This is a genomic window from Buttiauxella cochleicola, from assembly GCF_021282405.1.
GTDB lineage: Bacteria > Pseudomonadota > Gammaproteobacteria > Enterobacterales > Enterobacteriaceae > Buttiauxella > Buttiauxella massiliensis.
Genome location: NZ_JAJSOU010000009.1, coordinates 96,111 through 120,598 on the forward strand (window position 1 = coordinate 96,111; position 24,488 = coordinate 120,598).

Annotated in this window: 8 protein-coding genes; 1 reads left to right on the forward strand and 7 read right to left on the reverse strand. The window is 54.1% G+C overall.

Translation table 11 applies throughout. From position 1 onward, the window contains the following. Positions 1 to 12 precede the first annotated feature (12 nt). The gene (locus tag LVQ79_RS13710; RefSeq protein ID WP_370639850.1) at positions 13 to 1,035 is read right to left on the reverse strand and encodes an ABC transporter permease subunit; all 1,023 of its coding nucleotides are present in this window, start codon (positions 1,033 to 1,035) and stop codon (positions 13 to 15) included. Further along, positions 1,025 to 2,551: a sugar ABC transporter ATP-binding protein gene (locus LVQ79_RS13715; protein ID WP_232865393.1), complete on the reverse strand. Its 1,527-nt coding sequence runs from the start codon at positions 2,549 to 2,551 to the stop codon at positions 1,025 to 1,027. The genes LVQ79_RS13710 and LVQ79_RS13715 overlap by 11 nt, the downstream gene beginning before the upstream one ends. Positions 2,552 to 2,702: 151 nt before the next feature. On the opposite strand from LVQ79_RS13715, the gene LVQ79_RS13720 reads away from it, so the two are divergent. Further along, positions 2,703 to 5,267, forward strand: coding sequence for an ATP-binding protein (locus LVQ79_RS13720; RefSeq protein WP_232865394.1), 2,565 nt, complete (start codon positions 2,703 to 2,705; stop codon positions 5,265 to 5,267). A 235-nt stretch (positions 5,268 to 5,502) separates the two neighbouring features. Here the strand turns inward: LVQ79_RS13720 and LVQ79_RS13725 are convergent, their stop codons facing one another. The 5 genes from LVQ79_RS13725 to LVQ79_RS13745 are packed head-to-tail and all read right to left on the reverse strand — an operon-like array spanning position 5,503 to position 24,468. Then, positions 5,503 to 7,614 (reverse strand): site-2 protease family protein, encoded by a 2,112-nt coding sequence (locus LVQ79_RS13725; protein ID WP_232865395.1) that lies wholly within the window; start codon positions 7,612 to 7,614, stop codon positions 5,503 to 5,505. After that, complete coding sequence (locus LVQ79_RS13730) at positions 7,608 to 8,957, reverse strand: efflux RND transporter periplasmic adaptor subunit (RefSeq protein WP_232865460.1); 1,350 nt, start codon at positions 8,955 to 8,957, stop codon at positions 7,608 to 7,610. Before LVQ79_RS13730 ends, LVQ79_RS13725 begins: the two co-directional genes overlap by 7 nt. After that, positions 8,957 to 9,784 (reverse strand): efflux RND transporter periplasmic adaptor subunit, encoded by an 828-nt coding sequence (locus tag LVQ79_RS13735; RefSeq protein ID WP_232865396.1) that lies wholly within the window; start codon positions 9,782 to 9,784, stop codon positions 8,957 to 8,959. Before LVQ79_RS13735 ends, LVQ79_RS13730 begins: the two co-directional genes overlap by 1 nt. An 8-nt stretch (positions 9,785 to 9,792) precedes the next feature. Further along, positions 9,793 to 11,700, reverse strand: coding sequence for a TolC family protein (locus LVQ79_RS13740; protein ID WP_232865397.1), 1,908 nt, complete (start codon positions 11,698 to 11,700; stop codon positions 9,793 to 9,795). 36 nt (positions 11,701 to 11,736) lie between these two features. Continuing rightward, positions 11,737 to 24,468: a cadherin-like domain-containing protein gene (locus LVQ79_RS13745; RefSeq protein ID WP_232865398.1), complete on the reverse strand. Its 12,732-nt coding sequence runs from the start codon at positions 24,466 to 24,468 to the stop codon at positions 11,737 to 11,739. Positions 24,469 to 24,488 lie beyond the last annotated feature (20 nt).

Consider the following 24,488-nt stretch of genomic DNA (forward strand, 5'->3'; position numbering starts at 1 on the left):
AGAGTTTTGTTGTTATGCACTTTGATGGTGACGGGTACGGTATTTGTCGATCAGCACCGCAATGATGATCACCGCACCCTTGATCACCAGTTGCCAGAAATACGAGACGCCCATCAGCGTCATGCCATTGTTTAATGTGGCGATTATTAACGCGCCGACCAGCGTGCCGGTAATCGTGCCGATCCCGCCGACAAAACTGGTGCCGCCGAGAATCACCGCGGCGATGGCGTCCAGCTCATAACCCATCCCAAGGTTGCCGTTGGCGCTGTAGAGTCGCGAAGCACTCATCACGCCACCAAGCCCGGAAAGCAGCCCGCTCATGCCATACACGAACAGCAACACCAGCCACACTTTGATGCCTGTCAGGCGTGCGGCCTGCATATTGCCGCCGACCGCGTAGATATGAACACCGAGCGTGGTGCGTCGCAGAATGAACCAGCAGACAACAATCACCGCCAGCGCTATCACGACCAGCCACGGAATCGGGCCAAGATACGAATTGCCTATCCATTCAAAATTGATATTGGAGTTAATCACCGTGGTGCCATCGGCCAACAAATAGGCCGCTCCGCGCAGCGCGGTATAAGTGCCGAGCGTGACGATAAACGGCGGTAGCCCGGCCCAGGCGACAAGCATGCCGTTAAACAAGCCCAACCCGGTGCCCATCATCAGCGCAGCAGGGATCGACAGCGATTCCCAACCCGGCATTAGCGAAACCACCATTGCGGTCACCGCCGTGGTGCCCAGAATCGAGCCCACGGAAAGGTCGATCCCACCGGTCAAAATAATGAACGTCATCCCGGCGGCGAGCACGATGTTGATCGACGACTGGCGGGCGATATTCAGCAGGTTAGATTCAGTAAAAAAGTTAGGCGTGATAAACCCAAAAACGGCGACGATCAGGATCAATATCGGCAAAATCCCGACGGTTTGCATCAAATCACCAAACAGCGCTTTTTTCAGCGAGGCAGATTTGGCGACTTGCCGGGGAGTTGTGTGCGCCAACGGCGTTTCTTTAGGTTGATTAGTTGCCATGTTGAACCACCTTTTTGTGGGCATCTTCAACGCCGGTTGCCAGCGTCATAATGTTCTCTTGCGTGATATCAGCGGCGTGCAACTCCCCGGCAATGCTGCCTTCGCGCATCACATACACCCGGTCGCTCATGCCGACCACTTCGGGCAATTCGCTGGAGATCATCAGGATCGCCACGCCCTGTTTTGCCATCTGGCTCATGATCCGGTAGATCTCACTTTTCGCGCCGACATCCACACCACGGGTTGGCTCATCGAGGATCAAAATGCGTGGCCCGATCGCCACCCAGCGTGAGATCAAAAGTTTTTGCTGGTTGCCGCCGGACAAGCCCCCTGCGCGCACTTGTGCATGCGGCACGCGGATATTGAGCAAGCTGATGGCGTCGTCAGAAATGGTCTGGGCTTTTTTGCGATCCAGCCAGCCGTAGTGCGCGTCGCGCTCAAGTGTTGCCATGGTGATGTTGTCTTGCGCTGCCAGTTCGAGGAACAAGCCTTGCTCTTTGCGGTTCTCGGTCAGGAAACCGATACCGTGGCTAATCGCTTCACGAGGGGAGTGAATCTTCACGGACTTGCCGTCGATTTCAATCGTGCCGCCGGTGGATTTACGCACGCCAAAAATCAGCTGTGCGAGTTCAGAGCGCCCGGCACCGACTAGCCCCGCAAGGCCGACTATCTCGCCGGATTTCACCTGCAGGCTGACTGGCTGCACTTTTGCGCCGTCCGTCAGATGATGAACGTTCAGGCGCACGGCACCCTGTGGAATGTCGCGCTCTTTATTGAATAGATCGCTTAGCGGGCGGCCAACCATCATGCGTACCAGCTCGTTGGCGTTAAGATGTTCACGCGTCAGGCTGCCGACGTATTGCCCGTCGCGCAGCACGCTCACGCGGTCAGAAAGCTCATACACTTCCGCCATGCGGTGACTGATATAGATAATCGCCATGCCCTCATCGCGTAGCCGCATAATCAGCTCGAACAGGCGGTGAGTTTCACGTGAAGAGAGCGCTGCAGTGGGTTCATCCATCACTAAAATGCGGCTGTTGCGGTGTAGCGCACGAGCGATTTCTACCTGCTGCTGCTCGGCGATGGTCAGGCGCGAAACCAAATCGCTGGCCTTAAACTGCGCGCCGAGGCGGTCAATAACCGTCTGAGCCTGCATCACCATCTCTTTGCGCTTGACCAGACCACCGCGAGACAACTCGCTGCCAAGGAAAATATTTTCGGCAACGGTCAGATTCGGGGCCAGTTGCATCTCCTGGTAAATCAGCGTGATGCCCGCGTTGAGTGCGTCTTTTGGCCCCTTGATGCTGTACGGTTCACCGTTAATTAAAATCTCGCCGCTGGTGGCGATATAGGCACCAGCGAGGATTTTCATCAGCGTGCTTTTTCCCGCGCCGTTTTCCCCCATCAAGGCGTGTATTTCGCCAGGAAACACGGTTAAGTCGACACCTTTCAACGCATAAAACTTGCCGAATGACTTGGCAATATTGCGCATCTCCAGAATGGGAACGCTACTCATGGCGCGACTCCTGCAGGTAAGGTTTCGATTGCTGCCAGTCAATCACGCGCAGGTAAATGGAAGATGTCAGAACCCATTCATATTTGTCATGTTGGTGAAGAATTCATATGACTGCTTAACTCATTGAAACAAACCTGAATGGAGCCAAGCCATGCCTGCACCCCGCACGCCCTTTCTCACCAGCGCCCGTGGCCGCCTGCTCTCCTTTAACCTGCTGGTGGTGGCGGTGACGTTGATGGTGTGCGGCGTGGCAATTCTCGGCTTTAATCATGCCAGCCGTTTGCAGGAGCAGGTGCAGGGGCAAACGCTAAGTGATATGTCCGGCAGCATGGAGTTGGCGCGGGATACCGCGAATGTGGCGACAGCAGCGGTGCGCCTCACGCAGGTGGTTGGCGCGCTGGAATATCAGAGCGAAGCGCAGCGTTTGCAGCAAACACAGCAGGCACTCCAGAACTCGCTTAACCACCTGGCGCATGCACCACTCGCCAGCCGGGAACAGGAATTGGTGAAGCGCATTACCGAGCGCAGCAATGAACTGGAAAGCAGCGTCACACGGATGTTGGAGTTGGGTCATCGCCGCCATCTGGAGCGCAACGCGCTGCTTAGTGCGTTGTATCAAAACCAAAGTTACTTGCATCATATTCAGGATATTAATGCTCGTGACGGGCGGGCGACTCCGGAAGCGCGGCTGTTAACCGAAATGGACAGGCTGATTCTGATTGCTATCCAGACGCCTTCCCCGAAAGCCACCGTTGTACAGCTTACTGAAGTGATGGCGCAGCTTCCTACGCATGATGATTCACCATTAATTGATGGGATATTGCAGGAGTTCACCACCCATTTGCAGCAGTTGCTACCACTTTCCGAACAGCTTGAAAACAGCGATTTAGGTATTTCCTGGTACATGTACCACATCAAAGCGCTGGTGGCTTTTTTGAACCAGGACATTAACCAGTACGTGCAAAAAGTGGCGCAAGAGTCCCTTAGTCGCACCGATCAAAGCCATAAAGAGCTGCAATCGATGATTGCCTTTATCGGCCTGTTTGCCTTGCTGGCGATAGTGATTACCGGATTTGCGGGTTGGTATATTTACCGCAATCTTGGCTCGAATTTGACGGCAATCTCCCATGCGATGACGCGCCTGGCGCGGGGCGAGCGCGATGTTAGCGTGCCAGCCTTACAGCGGCGCGATGAGCTGGGCGAACTGGCGCGAGCGTTTAACGTTTTTGCGAGAAACACCGCATCGCTGGAACACACATCGAAATTACTGAAAGAAAAAAGTACTCAACTGGAAACCACCTTCCACGCGATGCGCGATGGTTTTGCATTGTTTGATAACGACGGAATTCTGGTGGTGTGGAACCCGCAATACCCGTTGTTGCTGGGGTTGGCACCGGAACGCCTGCAACGTGGGCAGCATTATATGAGTCTGCTCAAACAGGTCACACCGCTTCAGGAACATATCCTTGAAAACCTTTTACGCCCACTACCCAAACCGCAGGAGCTGCGGCTTGCGGATAACCGCACCATCGAGCTGCGTTTTAGCCCGGTGCCTGGGCGCGGCATGGTGAACGTGGTGCTTGAACGTAGTGAGCGTAAAGCACTGGAAGAGGCGCTGGTTCACAGCCAAAAAATGAAAGCGGTGGGGCAGTTAACCGGCGGCCTGGCACATGATTTTAATAATCTGCTGGCGGTGATTATTGGCAGCCTTGAGCTGACATCTTCAGACTCCCCGGATGCCATACGTATTCAACGTGCCTTAAAAGCCGCCGAACGTGGGGCGCAACTGACTCAACGTTTACTGGCGTTTTCCCGTAAACAATCGCTGCACCCGCATGCGGTGTCGATGAAAAACCTGCTGGAAAACCTCGACCCGCTGATTCGCCATTCTTTGCCCGCGGCACTCACTCTTGAAATAGAAGCGCAGCACCCGGCGTGGCCCGCATGGATTGACGTTAACCAGCTGGAGAACGCGATTATTAACCTGGTGATGAATGCTCGTGACGCGATGGAAGGGCAAAGCGGCACTATCAAAATCCGCACCTGGAACCAGCGCGTGGTGCGCTCGAGCGGGCGTAAGCAGGATATGGTGGCACTGGAAGTTATCGACAGCGGACATGGCATGTCGGCAGAAGTAAAAGCTCAAGTATTTGAACCGTTCTTCACCACCAAGCAGACGGGTAGCGGCAGTGGGTTGGGTTTATCAATGGTGTATGGTTTTGTGCGCCAGTCCGGCGGGCGTGTGCAAATTGAAAGTGCGCCGGGGCAGGGAACGTTGGTGCGTTTACAATTGCCGCGCGCACCAGCGCAGGCGGTGAGTGAAACGTTACCCGAACCGCTGGCAGTGAACTCTGATGAAGACCAATTGGTTCTGGTGCTGGAAGATGAACACGATGTGCGCCAGACGTTGTGCGAGCAGTTGCATCAGCTGGGGTATTTGACGTTAGAAACCAGTGATAGCCAGCAGGCAATACAATTGCTGAAAGATGTGCCAGATATTCAGATTTTAATCAGTGATTTAATGCTACCAGGGCCAATGAGTGGCGCTGATGTGGTACAGCATGCCCAGCAACATTATCCACACGTCACATGCCTATTAATCAGTGGACAGGATTTACGCCGCAGCGGGCAGCAATTGCCGCAAGTCGAACTGCTGCGTAAACCGTTTAATCAGCAAAAACTGGCCCAGGCTTTACGGCGAGCACGGCATCAATAAAATTTTGTGTCAGGTTTGCAAATCAATGAAAAGGTCATCGTCAAACAATTGACTCCGGGTCCTGAAACAGACATTAATAGAAAGACCCCTTCCAGTATCCCAGGAGGAAGTGGGTGGGTTTAGGAATGCAACTTAGCCGCCTCATCAATTGATATGCACCTCATTGATCATCCTGTAGCAAGGACTTAGCCCCTCTGCAAAGAGGGGCTGACTTTGAAGCCTATCCCACCAGACTTTACCCATCTTTCCCCATGCCCGTCTGCTGAATCAGCATCAATGACACGCTATTAAACCAGCGATGCGCGAGACTCTGGCGTTTACTCTCAACAGAAATATCCGCGAGATTTTCCCGGTTAACCGCCGCCGCCGCTTTCCCGTCACCTTCAATGGATACGCGATACCAAACGCCCTGTGGACGCAAATCTTTTGCCTGCGCGGTTGGGTTTAATTGCACCGGGCCGCCGTGATCTTTAGCCAGCAACAAAGATGGCAGACGAGTGACGGCATTGTGGTCGATAGAAACCACGCGCCCGATAAGCGGCTGCCACTCATCATTTTGATAAATTTTTGCCTGAGCCCCTACGCGTAAGCGCCCCAAATCTTCTTCACCTACCAGCGCTTTGACCCGCCAGCGATCGGCATTCACCAGCGTGGCAATGTGTGTGGCTGGGGAAATCCAGCTACCGGGTTGCAGCGAAATATCGCTATCTTCAATACGGCCACTGGAGGCTGCAACCAGTCTCAGACGCAGCAATTCATTATTGCCAGCACTTTGCTGGAGCGAGTACTGGCGCGCCATTTGCTCTGCCAGAACCTGTTTTGCCGGGCCATCTTTATCAAGCCCTAACGCACCGCGCGCGCTGAACTCCCATGCACGGCGCATCTCCTCAGCTTTTCGCTGCGAGGTTTCTGGCAGTGGTGCAATTAGCTCGAACAGCGGTTGCCCGGCTTTCACTTCCTGCCCATCGGTGACAAGAATCTTCTCGAGGCGTGCACCGTACGGCGTATAAATCGGCTGTACAAAACCGGCTTCAATCACCCCAGGCAGATTCACTTTATTCGACCACGGCACAAAAATAACCAGCAGCGCGGCGATAGCAATCAGCAGCAATCTTCGGCGCTGGAAAGGCTGGCTTTCAGCACGCCGCGCCCAACAGTGTTTGATTTCTCGGATCATCGGTTGCACCACAAAAGTCACAATCTCTATCAAAAACAGAATCACACCCAACGCCTTAAAAAAGGCGTGATAGATAACGACCGCAATACCGATAAACAGCAGCAGGCGATAAATCCAGGTGGCGAAGGCAAATACCGTCAGAAAGCGGGCAAAGGCCGGGGTGACGTTGTCGGGTTTGGGATCGTTGATACCAAATAGATGCCAGCGCATCGCACGCTTTGCCCAGTTTCCAGCGCGTTCATGCAGCCCTGGAAAATCGAGCATGTCGCTCAGAATGTAATAACCGTCAAAACGCATAAACGGGCTGGCGTTAACCACGACAGTCATAATCCAGGCGGTGGTCGCGAGGAAAAATAACGCGTTTTTGACGCTGCCTTCAGGTGCAAATGACCACAGCAAAGTGGCCCATGCAGCCAGAATTAATTCTGAGGCAATTCCGGCGACGGCAATTTTTAAACGGTCGCGCGAACGGATGAGCTTCCAGCTTTCACCGGTGTCGGTGTAGGCCATAGGCAACATCACCAGCAGCGCAACCCCCATGTGGCCAACCCGCACACCGTGCTTAGTGGCGGTGAGTGCGTGGCCCATTTCATGCCAGCATTTGGAAAACACCAGAGCGATAGCGAAGGCCACCGCGCCATGCCAGTTCACCGAGTTATGCAAGGTCGCAACCACGGTGTCCCACTGGCGAGCGGCGAGCACAATGCCGGTAATCGCGACAAACAGCGTTAACCACAGGAAGGTTTTGCTAAACAGCGGCTTTAACCACGGCAGTGCTTTACGCAGGGCTTTTTCCGGGTGAACCAGCGGAATGCGGATAAACAAATAGCTATGTAACAACCACTTCCAGGCAGAGGATGCCGGGCGATAGCGGGCGCTACGTAGCAACTGTTGTTGTTGTAAAAACAGCACAAAAGCTTTGATATCTTCTTCATCGACATTCAGCGTAGTTTGCTGATTAATCGCCTGCGCTATTTTCCCGGCATCCGCCAGTTGCCAGCGCTTGAGGATTTCGATTTCTAGCCAGCCAAGGCGAAAAAACAGGTTACGCACGGGATCAGCCAGATGCCACGCCGGAGAACCGTCGCGGTTGGTACCAGCGCTGTTAAGTCGCAGTTCATCACGTAGTGCAGGCCAGGCTGGGGCCGTTGCAGCACCGGGTATCACCATCCGCTCCCGGCACGTAACGTGGCAATAGGGCGACGTAGTAACAAGTAACCGAGCATTGCCCAATCACCCGTTACGCGTGCCGTTCCCTGCAAGCCAATACGCGCAACAGCAGGTTTACCTTCCAGCGTGCCGCGCAGCATATAACTGGCAACACCGTTTGGTGCTTCCACCGTTTGATAACCCGCGTATCCCAGTTTTGCGTCCAGTGAATCAAGAGGGGCGACTTTCAAAAAGATTTTCATCGGTGCGCCATGCTTAAGGTTAGTGGACTCACTTACCGGGGCCCAGGCGCGAACGCCGAGATTATCTGGGTCTGCCAGCAAGCCAATTCGCTCACCGGTTTGCACCGGGCGACCAGCCCAGTCGTCCGGGTCAGAATAGACAAATACGCCGTTATCAGGAGCACGAATGGTCAGCTTTTCGAGGTCGCGGGTTATCGATTCAACTTCAACTTTTTTCTCGCGCCATTTGCCTTCGGCCATTGCCAGTTCTGACTTGGCCTGTTGGTCTTCAATCGCCTGTTGTGAAGCCTGATGTAGCGTGGTTTCAGTGGTTTCCAACTCTGCCTGTGCCACCGCCAGGCGGTTATGCAACGTGGTGTCATCGAGCGTTGCCAGCACCTGGCCTTTCACCACCTCGCTGTTTGGTAGCACGACCATGCGTTTAATCACACCGGAATCAGGGGCGGCAATTACTTCACTGTGTAGCGAGATAATTTCGGCAGGCACCAGTGTGTATTCACGCACCGGAATACATAGCACCAGTAACACCGCCAGCACGATATAACCGAGACGACGCCCGGTATTGCGCTGCCAGAATTGCCTGAAACGCGATGGTTGTGCCGTTAAAGCCCACCATGCATAACCGTACAACCCGCTGAGTTGCAGCAGGGTAAACTCCGGGGATGTTGGTGCGAGCGTTGTTGGCCACGGGTCGTCACGGCCCAAAAACCATAGCGCGTGAATCTCTCCGTCGGCACCGGTTAATGGCAACACCCAGACATTAGCGGGCAACCATTCATCCCACTGCGGGGCGAGGGTTTCGCTGAGTTGCGCGGGTGAAAGTGCCAGCACGCGAGCTTCTGGCGGTAGTGCCCGGCAATGCGGCGCAATCTCTTTTGCTACGTCAGAAAGCCATAAGGCATACGGGGTATTATTGTCGGTATCACTAAGCCCTGAATGAGCGACCAGTTTTGCGCGGTTGGATGAGGTGAGAGACAACAGCGCCGCCTGGCGGTAATCCACCAGTTGGCGTGTTTCGTTACATATAGCGAAGCCTAACTCGGCGGAGTTGCTTATCGCTTCTACCCGGGCTGCTAGCTGGTAGAAGGCTGTACTGGACATCACGAATTTGCAGCTCCGCTTTTCAGGCAACGGTTTTCATCAGGTGGGCAGATAGCAACGGCTTGCCCGCTCATACCTGGCAACACGTCATCGGTTTTTTCCGGGAAGCGAGTTTCAATTTCGATAGTCTGGCTAACCGCATCGACTTTGCCGCTGATATTCGTCACGGTGAGCGGGTATTGCTTGCCGGTTTCACCCACGGAGGCATTAAGCTGCGAACCAATTTTCAACCATGCGACCCAGTTTGAAGGCACGTTTAAACGCGCGCGCAACGTGCCGCTGCCGACCAGGTCAATCACAGGCGCACCAGCACCAATCCCCTGGCCTTCTTTGACGTAGATTTTGGCTACACGACCATTGAACGGTGCCACAAAGCGACACTGCGCCAGTTGGGCGTCAAAAATGCCGACCTGACCTTTGGTACGGTTGACTTCAGAGGCGGCTAAACCCACTTCAAGTGCAGCAGCTGATTGTAATCCCTGCAGTTTTGCTTTGGCTTCATAGCGCAGTTGAGCGGCGTGAAACTCCGCTTCGGCGGCGTTTTTACGCGCCACTAAATCGCTACAATCCATGCTCGCCAGCACTTTGCCCTGGGTAACGGGGTCGCCCAGTTGCACATTGATTTTCGCCATTCGCCCAGGCACCACGCTTGAAAGTGGGCTTTCGCGGTTGGCGAGTACCAGGAAGCGCACCGTGGTACTGCCTTGCGCGGCAGGTGTTTTTACCTCAGCAGGAGCCGCAAAAACAGGATTGGCGGCAAAGGCTGGCACAGAAAAACAGGCTAGCGAGAGTAGTAGAGCAGATGTGCTCTTTTTATTGTTATTCATACACAGCCTCATGGCGTCGCAGTCAGAACAGGGGTTGCCCCTGCAAGTCTTTGTAAATCAGTAGTAATAGATAATGTAGCTGCTTCGGCAAGCGCGCTGATGGAACGCGTACTGGTTTCGTTTGGCAGATAGCTTGTGTACTGGCGAGTCAGCACTTCAGAACCGTCGGCATCCAGCACCCGCATAGTCCACACACCTTTACGTGTGCCGTTGCTCGCACCAATGTTGAAGCCCATTTGTAGCGTGAGGCTTTTCGGTGACGGCTCAAGAGACAGGTGGTTGGCTTCAATCACCCGGCCAACTGATTGCGAAACGGTGGAGCGTGAAACGCCAGATGGCAGGCGCGTGATCTGCACAGATATCGGGTGTTTTTCCACGACAATACCGGCAGTACGAGCAAATACGCTGCTCTCTTGTTGGCGCAAGCTGGTGGCAATTTGTCGCGATAAGCTGGCAACATCGGTTTGATTAACCTGATCTGGCAGTAAATCGATACCCACAGAGTTCAGCACTCGGCCATAGGCGGCCTGTGCTTCGGCATACGATGAAGCTTCCTGGAAGCGTGAAACAATCGAGCGTGCCTGAGTACGCAATGTTTCCAGGTCACTGGTCAGTGAGTTATCAGAACCTGCGCGAGAAATACTCGCCAGACGCTGGTCGACTTGCGCCGATTGTTCGGCAATCTGGAAGTCATAAGAGGCGAGCTTGTAGCGTTCGGTAGCGACACGAACTTGCGTCAGAACCGCCATGCTCAGCGCCATACGGCGTGCATCATCGGTTTGTGCGCGAGCATCGTTGGCGGTACTGATTGCCGGAATACTCAGCAGCTTAAACAGGTTCATCGAGACACCGACGCCGCCTTCAATCCAGTTGTTGTTGTAGAGATATTGGTTGGAGTCGTAATTCAACCCAGCGAACAGATTCAGGCTCGGGAATAACGAGGCGATTTGGCGCTTGGTTTCATAGCTGTCGATACGGGTTTTGTAATCTTCCTCACGCAGTTCCGGGCGACGCTCCAGTGCCATTTGCTCAAGCTTATCGATGTTGGTCGGAGGCGGTGCCAGCGGTGTTGGTGTGTCTTGCAACACTAGCGGTGTTCCCGGCGGCAGGTTGATAAGCGCGGTCAGCTCGCTTTTTGCCAATTCCATTTGCTGGCGTTTTTGGTTCAGCAAGGTCATGGCATCGAGCAGGGCGCGCTGATATTCCAGCCCTTCAATTGGCGGCAAGATACCAGCCTGTTCTGCTTCACGGGTTTTATCCAGCGCCTGGGCAATTTGCTCGGCCAGCGGTTGGGTTTCGTCGAGCAAACGTTGTGCGCCTAATGCACGCCAGTAGGCATCACGTACTTCCTGGACAATGTTTTGCAGCACTTTACGGCGGCGTTCTTCCGCAATATTGACTTCATCGGCCTGTTGTTTGGCACGGTAATAACTCATACCGAAGTCGAGAAGATCCCAGGAGAATGTCGCGCTGGAAAGATAATGTTCGCGCTCTTCTGATGTAGAAGGGCGCAAGCTGACGAGCCCGTCATCGATACCGATACTGGTACCGCCTGAATCGTTATCACGCCAGCGATAGCCCGCATCTGCCATCAGCTTTGGCAGCATGTCTTGTTGCGAGACATCCAACAAACTGCGCGACAACGCCGTTTCCATCATTTTCAGACGGTAGTCGAGGTTATATTTCAACGCTCTCGCCATGGCATCGGACAACGTCATCGGGCCGCTTAGGGATTCTTGCCCACGGTACATTTCTGCCCGGTCACGATTCACTCGCGCGGTTATCTCATCCTGAGTTAACGGTTCCGGTTTAATGGTGCCACAGCCAGCCAAAATCAGTACCGCAATCAACCCAGCAACAGGTTTGATTAACGGCACGCCACGTTTTTTCACTTCAGCCACCACGTATGCGTTCATTGTTGTTATTTCCATCTTAAACAGTTGCTTTAGCCTTTACCGGCGAGTGATTGTCGGGACTGTAATGTGCTTTCCAGACGCCAAAGTTTGTTTTTCCAGGGCAGCAAGCTGCATGGATAAAGGTTGTGCTCCCGATGCGATAACGGTCGGTTGTTCAACCTGCGTCGCTTCCTGCGTGACCGACGTTTGAGCAAATGAGCTACGCTCATCGGCTTGTCCAATACCAAACGGGCCAAATGAGTTCCCAAGCGAATTTTGCCCAAGGGCGTTATTTTCTAAGCCAGGTAAAGTGCGCTGCTCACGCGTGTCGCTGTACCAGCGGGAGAACAGAACTGCCTGCTGCATAACTGGCGCATTCGCATGCTCTATCCCATAACCATAGGCCGCAAACTGGCTGTTAAGTCGGGTTTGCAGACCAACTGCATCACTTTGTAAATCATAGACGAGCGGCAGAATAAACAAGCCCGGTTCGTAACTTTGGCTGTAGGCGGGCAGTGTTTCTTCTTCCTCACGGCCAAAAATCTGGTCGCCATTACGCTCGTCGACGTTTGGCATCGCCGTGACGCCGTGAATCAAAATGGTGAGACGTGCTTCGCTGACACCGCCATCGCTGTCGGTGATGGTGTAAACAAACACCTCAGTGAGTGTTGCGTTCGCTTCAAGTGCCGCCACACGAGGGTCGCTACTGTTCACTTCATAGCGCCAGTTGCCCTGGCTATCGAGGGTGAGCGTGCCGTATTGGCCGCCGCTTGAGCCGCCAATGGTGCCTGCATTACCGGTGTTTTCTGACACGACGCCCGTGACAGGGCCATTGCTCGCCGCGCCATCTGCACCTATGCGGTCATCGTTAAACAGGTTACCGCTGGCCGAATTCTGGTTCTGGTCCTGTAAGATTTCCGCGCTGTCATCGGTGGCGCTCGGGTTGTCGTTGAAGACGGTAATGCGTAGTTGCCCGATGGTGGTGCCGTTCACCTGGACTGCGTAGTCGTTGTGTGTACTGACAAGCCCCGGTTGCGACACCGCTTCACGCAAGGTGAAGTTGTAATCGAGCCGCGCAACACCGTCTGCACTGCTGTAGTAAGCCAGTAGCTTGATGGTGCCCGTCACGGTTTCGATAGTAATTGGCGACAGAGGGTTCAGGCGCAAAAGCTGTTCTGCGGTGATGACGCGCCCCTGGAAGGTCAGCGTTTGCAGCTTGTCGAGCGACAGAATATCTAGCGTACCGTTAACCTCCTGAGCACCAGGATCAAGCGGTGTCAGGCCATCTTCATGCACCGAAATTTCCACCGACGGTGCAACCAGAATGCGCAACCTACCATTGGTTTCGCCGCCTTCGTTGCCATCGCTCACCGTGTAAGTCACCGGAGGCACGAAGCCGCGCCAGCTGGCAAGTGGAGTAAAGCGATAGCTACCATCTCGCAGAACCGTCAGGCTACCAACGCCCGCCAGCACGGCCGTTTCGCCCGCGCTGTAACTGTTGCCGCCAACCTGGAAACCAGAAAGATAAATTGGGTCGCCGTTCGGGTCGCGATCGTTGGTTAACACATTCCCAGAGACAGGCTCACCTTGTGGAGTGATAACCCCTTCCGGGTTAACCACTGGCGCGTCGTTGGTGACAAAAACAGTCACGGTTGAGGTTTCTGTGACTCCGCCGCTAGTCACGGTGTAGGTGTAGGTATCCGTGCCGACAAAACCGCTGCGTGGGGTGTAGATAATCTGGCCATTTTGCAACGTGGCAGTGCCATTTGTCCCGTTGGTGACCGCGGTGATAGTGGCATCCGGATTGCTGAAGCTATCGTTAGCCAGCACATCGGTCGTTACCGAGTTGCCCGCATGGGTGGTGGCACTATCGGCGTTAATATCGACCACTGGTGAAACAATAATATTCAGCGTGCTGGTGGCGTTCCCGCCGATCAGCGCATCGTTAACCGTGTAGGTGATAGTCGGCACTCTGCCGTTCCAGTCTGCGACCGGGGTCAGCGTGTAGCTGCCATCGGCGCGCAACGTGAACTCACCCACGCCTGCGATAATCACCGGATACCCTGCCGGAGCGGTCTGCCCATCGACATTGAATTGCGTGATGGTCAGCGGATCACCGTCAGGATCGGAATCGTTCAGCAGTACATTACCGGTGACGACATTATCTTCCGGCGTGACATTAACATCTGGCCGTGTAATCGGCAGGGTGTTTTCCACGGTGACGCTGACCGTGGCGGTTTCCTGAATTCCACCGCTCAGCACCGTGTAGGTGTAGCTGTCTGTTCCGACATAACCCACGTTTGGCTTGTAGGTGATTTTGCCGTTTTCGATAGTCACCGTACCGTGGCTGCCTTGAGTCACGGTCTGGATAATTTTATCGCCGTTGGTGAAGGTGTCGTTGGCGAACACATCGGTAGTCACCGAGCTGTTGCCGTGTACGGAGACTTTATCGTTAAAGGCGTCTTGTACTGGGGTAATGGTAATGCTTAACAAGGCGCTGGAAACCCCGCCAGTATTGCCGTCGCTGATTTGGTAAGTCACCACCGGTAAGGTGCCGTTCCAGTCTGCAACCGGCACGAAATTCCAGCGGCCATCGGCCTGCATGGTCAATACACCCATCCCGGTGAGAGTGAGCGCAGTGCCTGGTGTATACAGTGTGCCGTTGACGGTAAATCCGGTCACGGTGAGGGCATTTTTATCTGCATCATCCGCATCGGTGTCGTTGGCCAGCACATTGCCGAAGGCGGTGCTGTCTTCAGGCGTGGTGCTGGTGTCCGGGTTCGCCACAGGTGGCGTGTTGGTCATATCCACGACTACGGTAGCTGTTTCGTTTATGCCACCGCTTGTCACCGTATAGGTAAAGCTGTCGCGGCCAACATAACCGGCCACAGGGGTGTAAACCACCTTGCCGTTAACGATGGTGGTGGTGCCAAATGCGCCGTTGCTGGTGGCCGTAATCTGTTTGCCGCCATTTTCGAAATTATCGTTAGCCAGAACGTCGATGGTGACGGGCACGCCAGCATGGGTGGAGCTTGAATCGTCAACAATGTCCGCGACTTCGGTCAACACAAGGGTCAGCGTGCTGCTGGCGGTGCCGCCGATATGACCGTCGCTGATGTTGTAGGTCACCACGGGTACTGCCCCGTTCCAGTCAGCCACCGGTACAAATTTATAGCTGCCGTCAGCATTGAGTGTAAGCGTGCCGATTCCGGTAATGGTGACGGTTTCGCCAGCCAGATGCGGCACCGTTTCACCCGGTAAGGTAAAGCTTGTGACGCTAAGCGTGTCGGTGGCGTTACTGTCGGTATCGTTACTTAACACGTTCCCGACAAGCGTAGTGTCTTCCACATTGGTCTGCGCGTCGGGTGCCGCTACTGGCACGGTGTTCGTTACCGTCACGTTTACGGTAGCGATCTCCGTTCTGCCGCCGCTGGTGACGGTGTAGGTGTAGGAATCTGTTCCGACATAATCAGGCTGTGGCGTGTAGGTCACAATGCCATTGCTGCCGATGGTGACGGTGCCGTGGGTTCCCTGAGTGACCTCAGTAATAACTTTATCGCTATTCTCGAAACTGTCGTTAGTGAGCAGATTGTCCGAAGAAGACGTTCCCGCCTGAAGCGAGATGTTGTCATCAGCGATATCCACGACAGGGTTCACGATAATATTCACCTTGCCGGAAACCTGGGTGTCGCCGTTGTCGTCGGTTACTACGTAGGTTATCTGCGGGACGTTGCCATTCCAGTCAGCGATAGGTGTGAAGGTATAACTGCGATCATAAGAGAGCGTAAAGGTGCCGACACCCGGAATCACGGCGGTGCCAGTTCCGAATCGGTTAATTGCGAACACACCGTTCATGCCATCTACCTGGAACGAGGTCACGCGCACCACGTCGGAGTCCGGGTCGGAAACCGTCAGCCTGCCGCTAATCTGCGCGCCATCTTCATCCATAGACAGGTTCATATCAGTGGTGACTGGTGCGGCGTTGGTGACGATGACCGTTACGGTGCTGGTTTCGGTAATGCCGCCGCTGGTAACGGTATACGTAAATGTATCTCTGCCCACAAATCCTGGCGGTGGGGAGTAGCGAATCGTGTTATCAGACAGCACAAACACTTGCCCAAGCGTGGTGTTGTCGCGAATAGCGGTGACGATTTGCGTATCGTTGCTGAAGGTGTCGTTACCCAGCACGTTAATGGCGACAAAGTTATCCGCGTGAGTCGTCGCGGTATCTGGGGCAATATCCACCACTGACCGCACTTGAATCACCAGAGTACTGGTCGCCTGGCCTCCATTGTTGCCATCGCTGATGGTGAAGGAAATGGGCGGCACGATGCCATTCCAGTCCGCCACCGGTTCAAAGCTGTAAGCGCCGTTGCTGTTGATGGTCAGCGTCCCTTTCCCTGCAATCACTACCGGAACTGCCGGGATTCCTACCGTATACGTCGTGCCGTCAATAGTGAAATCGGTAACCGTAATAGTGTCACCTACGTCGGCATCTCTTGCCGTGGTGAGCAGATTGCCATCCAGCTGTGTGTCTTCGAGTGTGCTGCCTGCCGTGCTGCGTAATGTAGGCACGAAATTATTCATGGTGACGGTAATCGTGGCGGTTTCTTCAATGCCGCCACTGGTCACGGTGTAATCAAATACATCGTTACCGACATAACCGGCGTTCGGCGTGTAGATCACTGTTTTGCCGTCTGGGCTGATGGTTACCGTGCCGTGTGCAGGTGCGGTAACGCCGGTTATCTTTTTGTCAGAGTTGCTAAAATTGTCATTGATAAACGGATCGATGGTTATCGGTTTGCCCGCATGGGTGGAGACAGAATCGTTGGCGATATCATCGATTGGCCGAACGGTGATATCCAGCGAGCTTTGTGTTGGTGAGCCACCGGTGTTATCGGAAACGTTAAACGTGATGGTCGGGATGATACCGTTCCAGTCTTTAACAGGCGTAAAGGTATAGCTGCCGTTGGCATTGAGAACGAAAGTCCCACTGCCGTCAATCGTCACTGTTGCACCTGCCGGATGGTTCGTAGGCGAGCCTTCAATCTGGAAGTCGACGACATGCAGCGGGTCACCGTCCGGGTCAATAATCAAACGCAAGACATCTCCGCTAACCGGTGTATCTTCGTCTGTCACAGCAAACTGGTTGCTGGCGGTTGGCGGCGTGTTAGTCATAAAGATAAACACGTTTGCAACTTCTTCTATGCCGCCGCTGGTCACGGTGTAGGTGTATTTGTCACTACCAATAAAACCGGGGTTCGGGGTGTAAATCAGCTTATTGTCTTCCCCCAAAGTCACCACACCGTTTTCAGGCTGGGTAAAGCTTGTGACGGTTTTGTCCGGGTTGACGAACGTGTCGTTTGCCATCACATCGGTGGTGATAACGGTACCGGTATGTTCGATTTCGATATTATCGCGGGCGTCATCAACCGAGGCCACATGCACACCCAACTGCCCGGTGGTATTGCCATTGCTATTACCATCGGTAACCACATAGCTTACGACGATATCACCATGCCAGTCTCCGCCAGGCTTGTAGGTGTAAGTTCCGTCGGCATTCATGGTCAGCGTGCCATGGTTATTAGCAAGTGTTGCGGTGTCACCCGCATCGTACGTTATCCCATCAATAGTGAAGGTTTTCACCGTGAGCGCGTCGCCATCGGGATCGCGGTCGTTGGTTAAGACGTTGCCTGTAGCAGGGGTGTCTTCATCAATGGTCTGGATTTCGTTGCCCACAACTGGCGCCAGGTTGGTGACGTTAATAGTCACCTTCGCGGTTTCCTCCACACCACCACTTACGACGGTATAGGTATAACTGTCGGTTCCCACAAAACCAGTGTTCGGCGTGTAGGTCAGTACGCCATTAATATACGACAGGGTGCCGTTTGTCGGCTGAGTGACTTGCGTAACGACTTTATCCGTATTACCGAATGTATCGTTTAGCAGCAGATCGCTTCCCGGCATCACCAACGGCACGTTGGAGTGGGTGGAGAAGGTGTCATCACGAGCATCAGCTACCGCCGTGATGTTGACCGAAAGCGTGGCGGTATTCGACCAGTGCGAAGTTGGGTCGTTGTCTTTGGCGAAGTCGAAGAAATTCACCCGCCCGTTAGTCACACCCGCTAATGCTGTGTCAGTGGTATCTGAGGCGCGTAACTGCAAGCCCCCGGTCACAGGCCCGTTGTAATCTGCCAGGGGTACAAATCGCATCTGCGTGTCGCTTGCCAGTACAAATGCATTGTTTGCAGTGACATCAGATGGGATTGCAGCCCACGTTGTGCCATTGAAGTATTCCCAGTGGCCCTTAGTTGGGTCAGTGGTGTCGCCATAAATCGCGATATAACCCAGTGGGCCGCTGGCGTTGCCGCCGCCTGCAATTGCAGTCTGGTTATCGGTGGCATCACCATAAACCGACTGGAATATATTCCCGATGGTTTGCGCACCGTTGGTATCTTCAGCGATGGAAACTGTTTTATCGCCAAGCGTTGGTCGGTCATTAATGTTGCTGACCATAGTGCTAAGCGTGACGAGGGCTTCACTGTAAATTGACGTACCGCCGTGCCCACCAGCGCCGCTGATATTGGTCACCGCACCATTGGCCGGAACCGCAGGCGTAGTGGAAACATCGCCATTATTGTTGGTTTCGACCAGGCGCACGCCAAGCGTTGACGGAGTACCAAAATAGTCTGGAGCTGGGACAAAGCGCAGCGATGAGTTGGCCGTGAGTACCAGCGCGTTCGCGTCACTGCGGTTACCAACCGCCAGCCAGGTAGTGCCATCAAGAGAATATTGCCATTCGCCTTGTGCGGCATTGGTGGTGTGGTTAGTGATGGCTACGCCATAAAACGAATCGGCGCTACTGCCACCATTTCCACCATTCGCGCTGTTATCAATGGTGTCACGAGAGTCATTAAAGAAACCTGTAAACAGTGAACCTACAGTTTTGCCCCCAACTGAACCGCTGAGCGTATCCTCTTCAAGAGTCGGGATGGTTACCGATGGGGTACCGACAACCACTGGTGCGTCGTTAACCGGATTGACCGTAAAGGTGAATACGCGCGTGGTAATGAGCGCCGATGAAGTGCCGCCCACACCATCCTCGTAAGAAACTTGTCCTGGGTCTTGTTGCGGGTTGGTCGCGCTGCCGGGTAGCGTGTCAGGGCGCGAGCCGGAGTTGCCGCCATCGTTGACCGTGACGGTCACGCCGAAATTCCCGTTCCAGTCAGAGCGGTTTGCACTGCCTGGTGCATCGGGCAGCGTAACTCTCAGACCCGCCAGGTACGTATTTACCTGGGCATAAGAGCCGGTAAAGGTCAGTGTATCGGTACCAGCACCCGTAACAGTGCCGCCGCTGCCGGTTGGTGTAACAAAAACAAAGCCATTGGGCAATTTCACGGTCACCGTCATGGTCTCGCTGCCCGCATCCGAATCACTGATGGTAATCGGCGGTAGCGTGACGGTGGCGCTGTTTTCATTAGTCGTCAGCGCCGGGTTGCCTCCCAGTGTGATTTGCGCCGGGTCGTTGATACTACTCTGGAATACGACGCGGTAAGTTGATGCGACGTTTTGCTCAAGCCCGCCAGGAATCGCCGCGTAAGGGCTGATAACCGTGTTTGGAGGAAGTGTGGTTCCTACACCATTTGCGGCAACGTTATTACCCCCGTTGGCACCGCCAATCAGGTTACCGTTCGCACTACGCACCCGGTCGTCAACAATCACTTCGACGCGGAAATACTGGTCTGCATCATCAAGGATTACACCGCGCATACTGACCTGCAATTGCGCGAGGTAAGCGTTGATTTGCGCGAGGGTTCCTGTAATCACCAACGGTGCGTTTTGCCCGTTGGATGGTGGGTTAACACCATCCTGGCTGGCGTTCTGCACAAACACACCGGTCGTGGTATTGAGCGAAGAAATTGTGATGGCAGAGTTTTGCTGGTCGCGATACTGCGAAACCGACAATGGGTTGCCGTTCGCGTCGGTGATTCGCACCGTGACCTGAACAATATCGTTTTCACCCGCCGCAATGCCGCCTGCGTCGGTGATATCCGGGTCACCAATCACAAAACCGCCCACGCTGTTGCCACCAGGTGCGTTGTTGTCGAGCAACACGCTGCCCGACGGCGCGGTGATGGTCGGCGGGTCATTCACCGGGATAATGGTTATTGCGATTTGCACATCGGCAGGCGGTACGCCCGAGGTGTCGCCGACGGTCGCCGTTGACGTATCCAGATGCACATTGAGCGTCACATCGCCTGCTGCCGCGCCATTTTGGTCGTGGTTAGCATTAGCAGCACTTTGATAAGTGAGCCCATTTACCGAGTCATTAAGCAATGCCTGAATAGCGTTGGCGGTGCCGGTAAGAATGAGTCGGCCAGAGTTATCGCCCTGAATCGTCACACCGTTTATAACCGTGCTGCTGTCATCAGTTAAGCCGCCAATCCCCAGTTGCCCTTGTGGGACGGTTAACGTCACGGTTACCGGTTTGCCAAAGGCCGTGGACTCAACATCAGTAATGACAAAATCACCGCCGATAAACGTCGGTTGATCTTCATAGGTGGATTTATTGGGATTACCGACAACCAGGTGGCCTGGATCGTTGACTTCCGAGGCGAAAATTACCACCTGGTTGGCAGTGATATTGCCGTTTGCTGCCGGAACCCCATCCGCATACCAGTTGTAATTTTGGCTATCGACAGTGCCTGGTGATGTGCCAAATGCCGGGTTAGCCGGTTGGTTAACTGGGCCGCCGTTCGCTTGCCCGGTTAGTTGGCCATCTGCGGTACGCAAGCGGTCATCGGCAATCACTTGTACCTGGTAGATGGCATTGCGGTCGTTCGGGAACAGCACGGTTAAGCCGCCAAGCGCGCTGTTGATTTGCGCGACGGTGCCTGTCAGAACCAGATAACCGTTCGTTCCACCGGTGATCGTTGCGCCGCTTGCGGCATTAGCGGAAAGCCTGATGCCGTTATATTCGGCCTGAGTGAAAGCGCTGCCATCACTGTGCAGCAAACGCACGGTGGTCTGGAGGATGTTCACCGAGCTGTTCGTGCCAGTAATATCCGGGTCGGCAATAGTAAAACCATTCACCGCATGCGAAAGACCGATATCAATAGGACCGGAAGGTGCGGTGACGGTGGGCTTGTCGTTCGTCGGCGTAATATTAATGGCAAAGTGGTTATTGGCCTGCTCTTTATCACCATCTGAAAGCGTGAAGTTGAAGCCATCGGCGTTCTGACCATTGCCGGTGATTTCATCACCGTTATTCAGATAATAGATTCGACCGTTGTTAATATCAGCCTGCGTGAACGTTGAACCGTTACCCAGGACGCTAAAGTTAACACCATCGGTTGAGTACGCGAGGCGGCCATGAGTCGGCGTTGTAGTGACGGTATATTGCACCTGCTCGGCGGTGCTGTCCGGGTCATAAGCCTGAAGCTGCGAACTATTGATTTGAACATAGCCGCCTTCAACCACGGTCGCCGGGTTGTTAGCCGGAGGCCGGCCTTCAACGCCGCCCACAAGGTTTGGCGAATCTGGAGGTACTACGATATCCGGGGTGTCAGGCGTCTGCGGGATTTTTGGGCCATCGTTGACGTTGGTGATGGTAATGCCCACGGTGGCGTTGTTGGCCGACTGCAAACCCCAGCGATCCACTGCATAAGTGGTAAAGCTGGTGCTACGGACTTCAGAACCGTTGCTTACAAAACGCAGACCGCTGGTGCCATCACCTTTCAAAATGCTGGCATCTAGCTGCAATGTGCCGATATCCGCGTTGGTGATGGTGACCCAACTGGTGCCATTATAATATTGCAGCGCACCGCCAGCAGGCAGCGTCAGGAAGCCAAATTTGAGTGCGCCTGCTCCGCTGACATCGTTGTTGTAAGCGTAGTTATTGCTGGTGCCATCAGGTCGCAAAGCCGACCCTTCCCACGATGAGCCACTGTTTACATCATCCGGGTCGCTCAACTGTAGCTGCGAGCTGGTAATAACTTTTGTTTCACCTTCCGCTAAAACGGTGTTTGAAGAACCTGAAATCACCGGGGCATCGTTAATCGGGGTGACGAACACGACCAGCGTCGGGTTCCAGGTAACCGCAACCGGGTTGCCTCGTGAATCTAGTGCCACCTGGCCTGCCGAAACCGAGAAACTGCCGTCGAACATGAAGTTTTCGCCGCCGTCGTGGCGAACGCTGATTAACCCCTTATTCAAATCAGCCTGCGTAAACGTGCCGAACGCGTTGATAACTCGATAACCACCCTGACCATCACTTTTTAGGATAGTCAGGCCAGTTTGCCCGCTGGCGCTGCCGAGGAAGGTGTAAACGATTTGCTCAGGCGTCGCGCCCTGCACGACATAACTCATGCCAGGCGTGTTTTCGGTGATTTTCCCGGTACCGGACAGCGTTAATGTCCCGCCCTCGTTCAGCACGCCATGCGACGGGTTGCCAGGGTTTTGCACATCGGTGCCGATATACCCTGAGTTTGTAGTCTCTGCCGGGACATTTAATATCGGCAGGCCACCAGGGTCAGGGTTGTTGGGGTTATCAGTGGTAGCCAGGTCGATGGTGAATTGCATATGGGTAAGCTGGTCGTTAGCCGTCTCGCCATCCCATATCCCGCCCTGGCGCGTGAACGTTGTACCATCGGGGTTCCAGCGCAATGCAGTGGAGTGGTCGATGACCCGGAAATTAAACACGTCTATCCCGCCGGTACGGGAAGCAATGTATTGCGTATAAACAACCCGACCTTCGGCGACATCTTCCATCGTAAAGGTGTCGCCGCTTTTCATCAGCAGACCATTCAAGGTCAGATAACCGTGTGTTAACCCTCGAGTATCAACGATAAAACTCACGCGATCTGCCGACGAGTCGCTATCGAGTGCTGCCAGCATTTCTGGTTGCAGCACCACGTTATTCGGGCCTGTTGTGACTTGCGCATGCAATGTCGAATCTGGATTGAGGTACGGGTCGTCATCAACCGGTTGAATCGTCAGTGCAATCACTGCATCGCTGCTGGCAGGAATTCCTGTGCCGCCACCCTGGTCAGTAACACGTACGCCAAAATTGTCCTGCGTATTGCCTTCTGCACCGTCGTTTTCATAGGTCAATTGATCACGTTCGGCATAGCTAATCTGCTGATTCAGAACTACTGGCGAACCCTTAAAATAAAGAGTGCCGAACGCTGGCAGTGAAGTAATGGTTAGAGTAAGCACCGTGTCCTGCGTGTCGCCGCCACTGGTGGCAACGATATATTGCCCAACATTCCCGGTATTCACCGCGTTTGCAGGCTGGCCTTCAAAGACAATGCCACCACCGGATATGGTTGGCAGTTGGTTTTCTGGCGCAATCTGAAGGGTGACAGTGACTGTATCGGAAAGGTTAATTGGCGTGGCACCGTCGTTCACTTTGGCAGAAAAACTATCAGCGGTATTTTGCGCAGTACCCGTTGCGGTGTGGACATACACCAGCTTGTTATCGCGCACATCCTGCTGAGTAAATACCGAGCCGACGCCCAGACGCGTGCCATTGAGCGTCAGGTAACCGTATTGCGGTATTGCCGTTACGCTGTAGACAATTTGCGATGCACTTTGCGCACCTATCTGCACATCAGGATCGATAGCCGCTAGCGTGGTTTCCGTAATCACGGTGCCCGTACCACGTTCAGGCACAGTTAAGGTGCTGTCTACAATCGTCACCGGATCGTTGGAAGGGGTTACCGTAATATGTGTGACGAGGCTGTCGTTACCGGACAGGCTTAAGATGTAAAACTGCACATCCGTGGAAGCTGACTGTTTGCCAAGCTCAGTATCACTTGCAGTAAATTTAAGTGAGTTTAACCAGGCTTGCGCATTTGCAACTGAGCCAACGAACTCCAGTGTCTTCCCTGATTGAGCACCATTAACCAAATTGCCTACAGCATCGTTGGTCAACGTCACGCTGATCGCAACATTTTCATCACTGGCATTAATCGTTATGCCACTAAAGCTGCCGGTTTCGGCACCAGGGCGCAGTGAGCTTGGCTCAGAAACCACCATGTCCGGTTTCGTGGTAGTGAGTTCAGGGGCTTGCAGTACGCCATCGTAAGCCAACTCCAGCGAACGTGTTTCGATAACGCCAGTACGGGATTCAAGTGTCCAGTCAGCCGCTTTTGTCGCGCTACCCGTTTCATCATTTGAAGCCGCAATATCCGCATGGGTGTAGTCCGCCATACGGGTAATCAGGATGGTGTCTTTTGCCGTGACGTTACAGCCATACAGCAAGATATCGCCATCTGTGGTGAGTTTTTCGCCAAGGGTTTCTAATTGCTGCTGATATTGAGCAATCGTTTTGTCATTAAGTTTGTCGCTACCGAGTGTTATCTCGTCGCTGGCACCATGGCTGATGATATGAATCGCAGTGATATTTTTATCGTTCTTTAGCGCTTCATTAATCTGCTCAAGCCCGGAGTGCTGAGAGTCCAGCACCAGCACGCGGCTGCCTTCTGGCAATTGGCTGACCAGCGATTGCCAATTCTGGACGTGACTATCGACGACATAAACTTCATGTGGTGCAGTCGCATCTGCAGGAGCCGGTGCCGTTATTGATGCGGGTGCAGGTACCGATGCTGGTGGGACAAAGACCGCTTTGGAGGCGTCAGGTGTGTTTTCGTGGTGCTGGGTATCAAGCGGATTATCCGCATGATGAGCAGCCTCAGTGACGGCTGCGCCATCGAACAACTGCCGTGGTTCCAGGGCGAAACGATGATGGCGTGGACGGGTAGGATTGTCGTTTCTTTGTCTGGACATAGCGCATCACTCTGTTAGCG

What these genes read in the sequence shown, in the direction of transcription:
- LVQ79_RS13710 (WP_370639850.1), bottom strand. Translation starts at nt 1,035, where the DNA reads ATGGCAACTAATCAACCTAAAGAAACGCCGTTGGCGCACACAACTCCC.
- LVQ79_RS13715 (WP_232865393.1), bottom strand. Translation starts at nt 2,551, where the DNA reads ATGAGTAGCGTTCCCATTCTGGAGATGCGCAATATTGCCAAGTCATTC.
- LVQ79_RS13720 (WP_232865394.1), top strand. Translation starts at nt 2,703, where the DNA reads ATGCCTGCACCCCGCACGCCCTTTCTCACCAGCGCCCGTGGCCGCCTG.
- LVQ79_RS13725 (WP_232865395.1), bottom strand. Translation starts at nt 7,614, where the DNA reads ATGGTGATACCCGGTGCTGCAACGGCCCCAGCCTGGCCTGCACTACGT.
- LVQ79_RS13730 (WP_232865460.1), bottom strand. Translation starts at nt 8,957, where the DNA reads ATGTCCAGTACAGCCTTCTACCAGCTAGCAGCCCGGGTAGAAGCGATA.
- LVQ79_RS13735 (WP_232865396.1), bottom strand. Translation starts at nt 9,784, where the DNA reads ATGAATAACAATAAAAAGAGCACATCTGCTCTACTACTCTCGCTAGCC.
- LVQ79_RS13740 (WP_232865397.1), bottom strand. Translation starts at nt 11,700, where the DNA reads ATGAACGCATACGTGGTGGCTGAAGTGAAAAAACGTGGCGTGCCGTTA.
- LVQ79_RS13745 (WP_232865398.1), bottom strand. Translation starts at nt 24,468, where the DNA reads ATGTCCAGACAAAGAAACGACAATCCTACCCGTCCACGCCATCATCGT.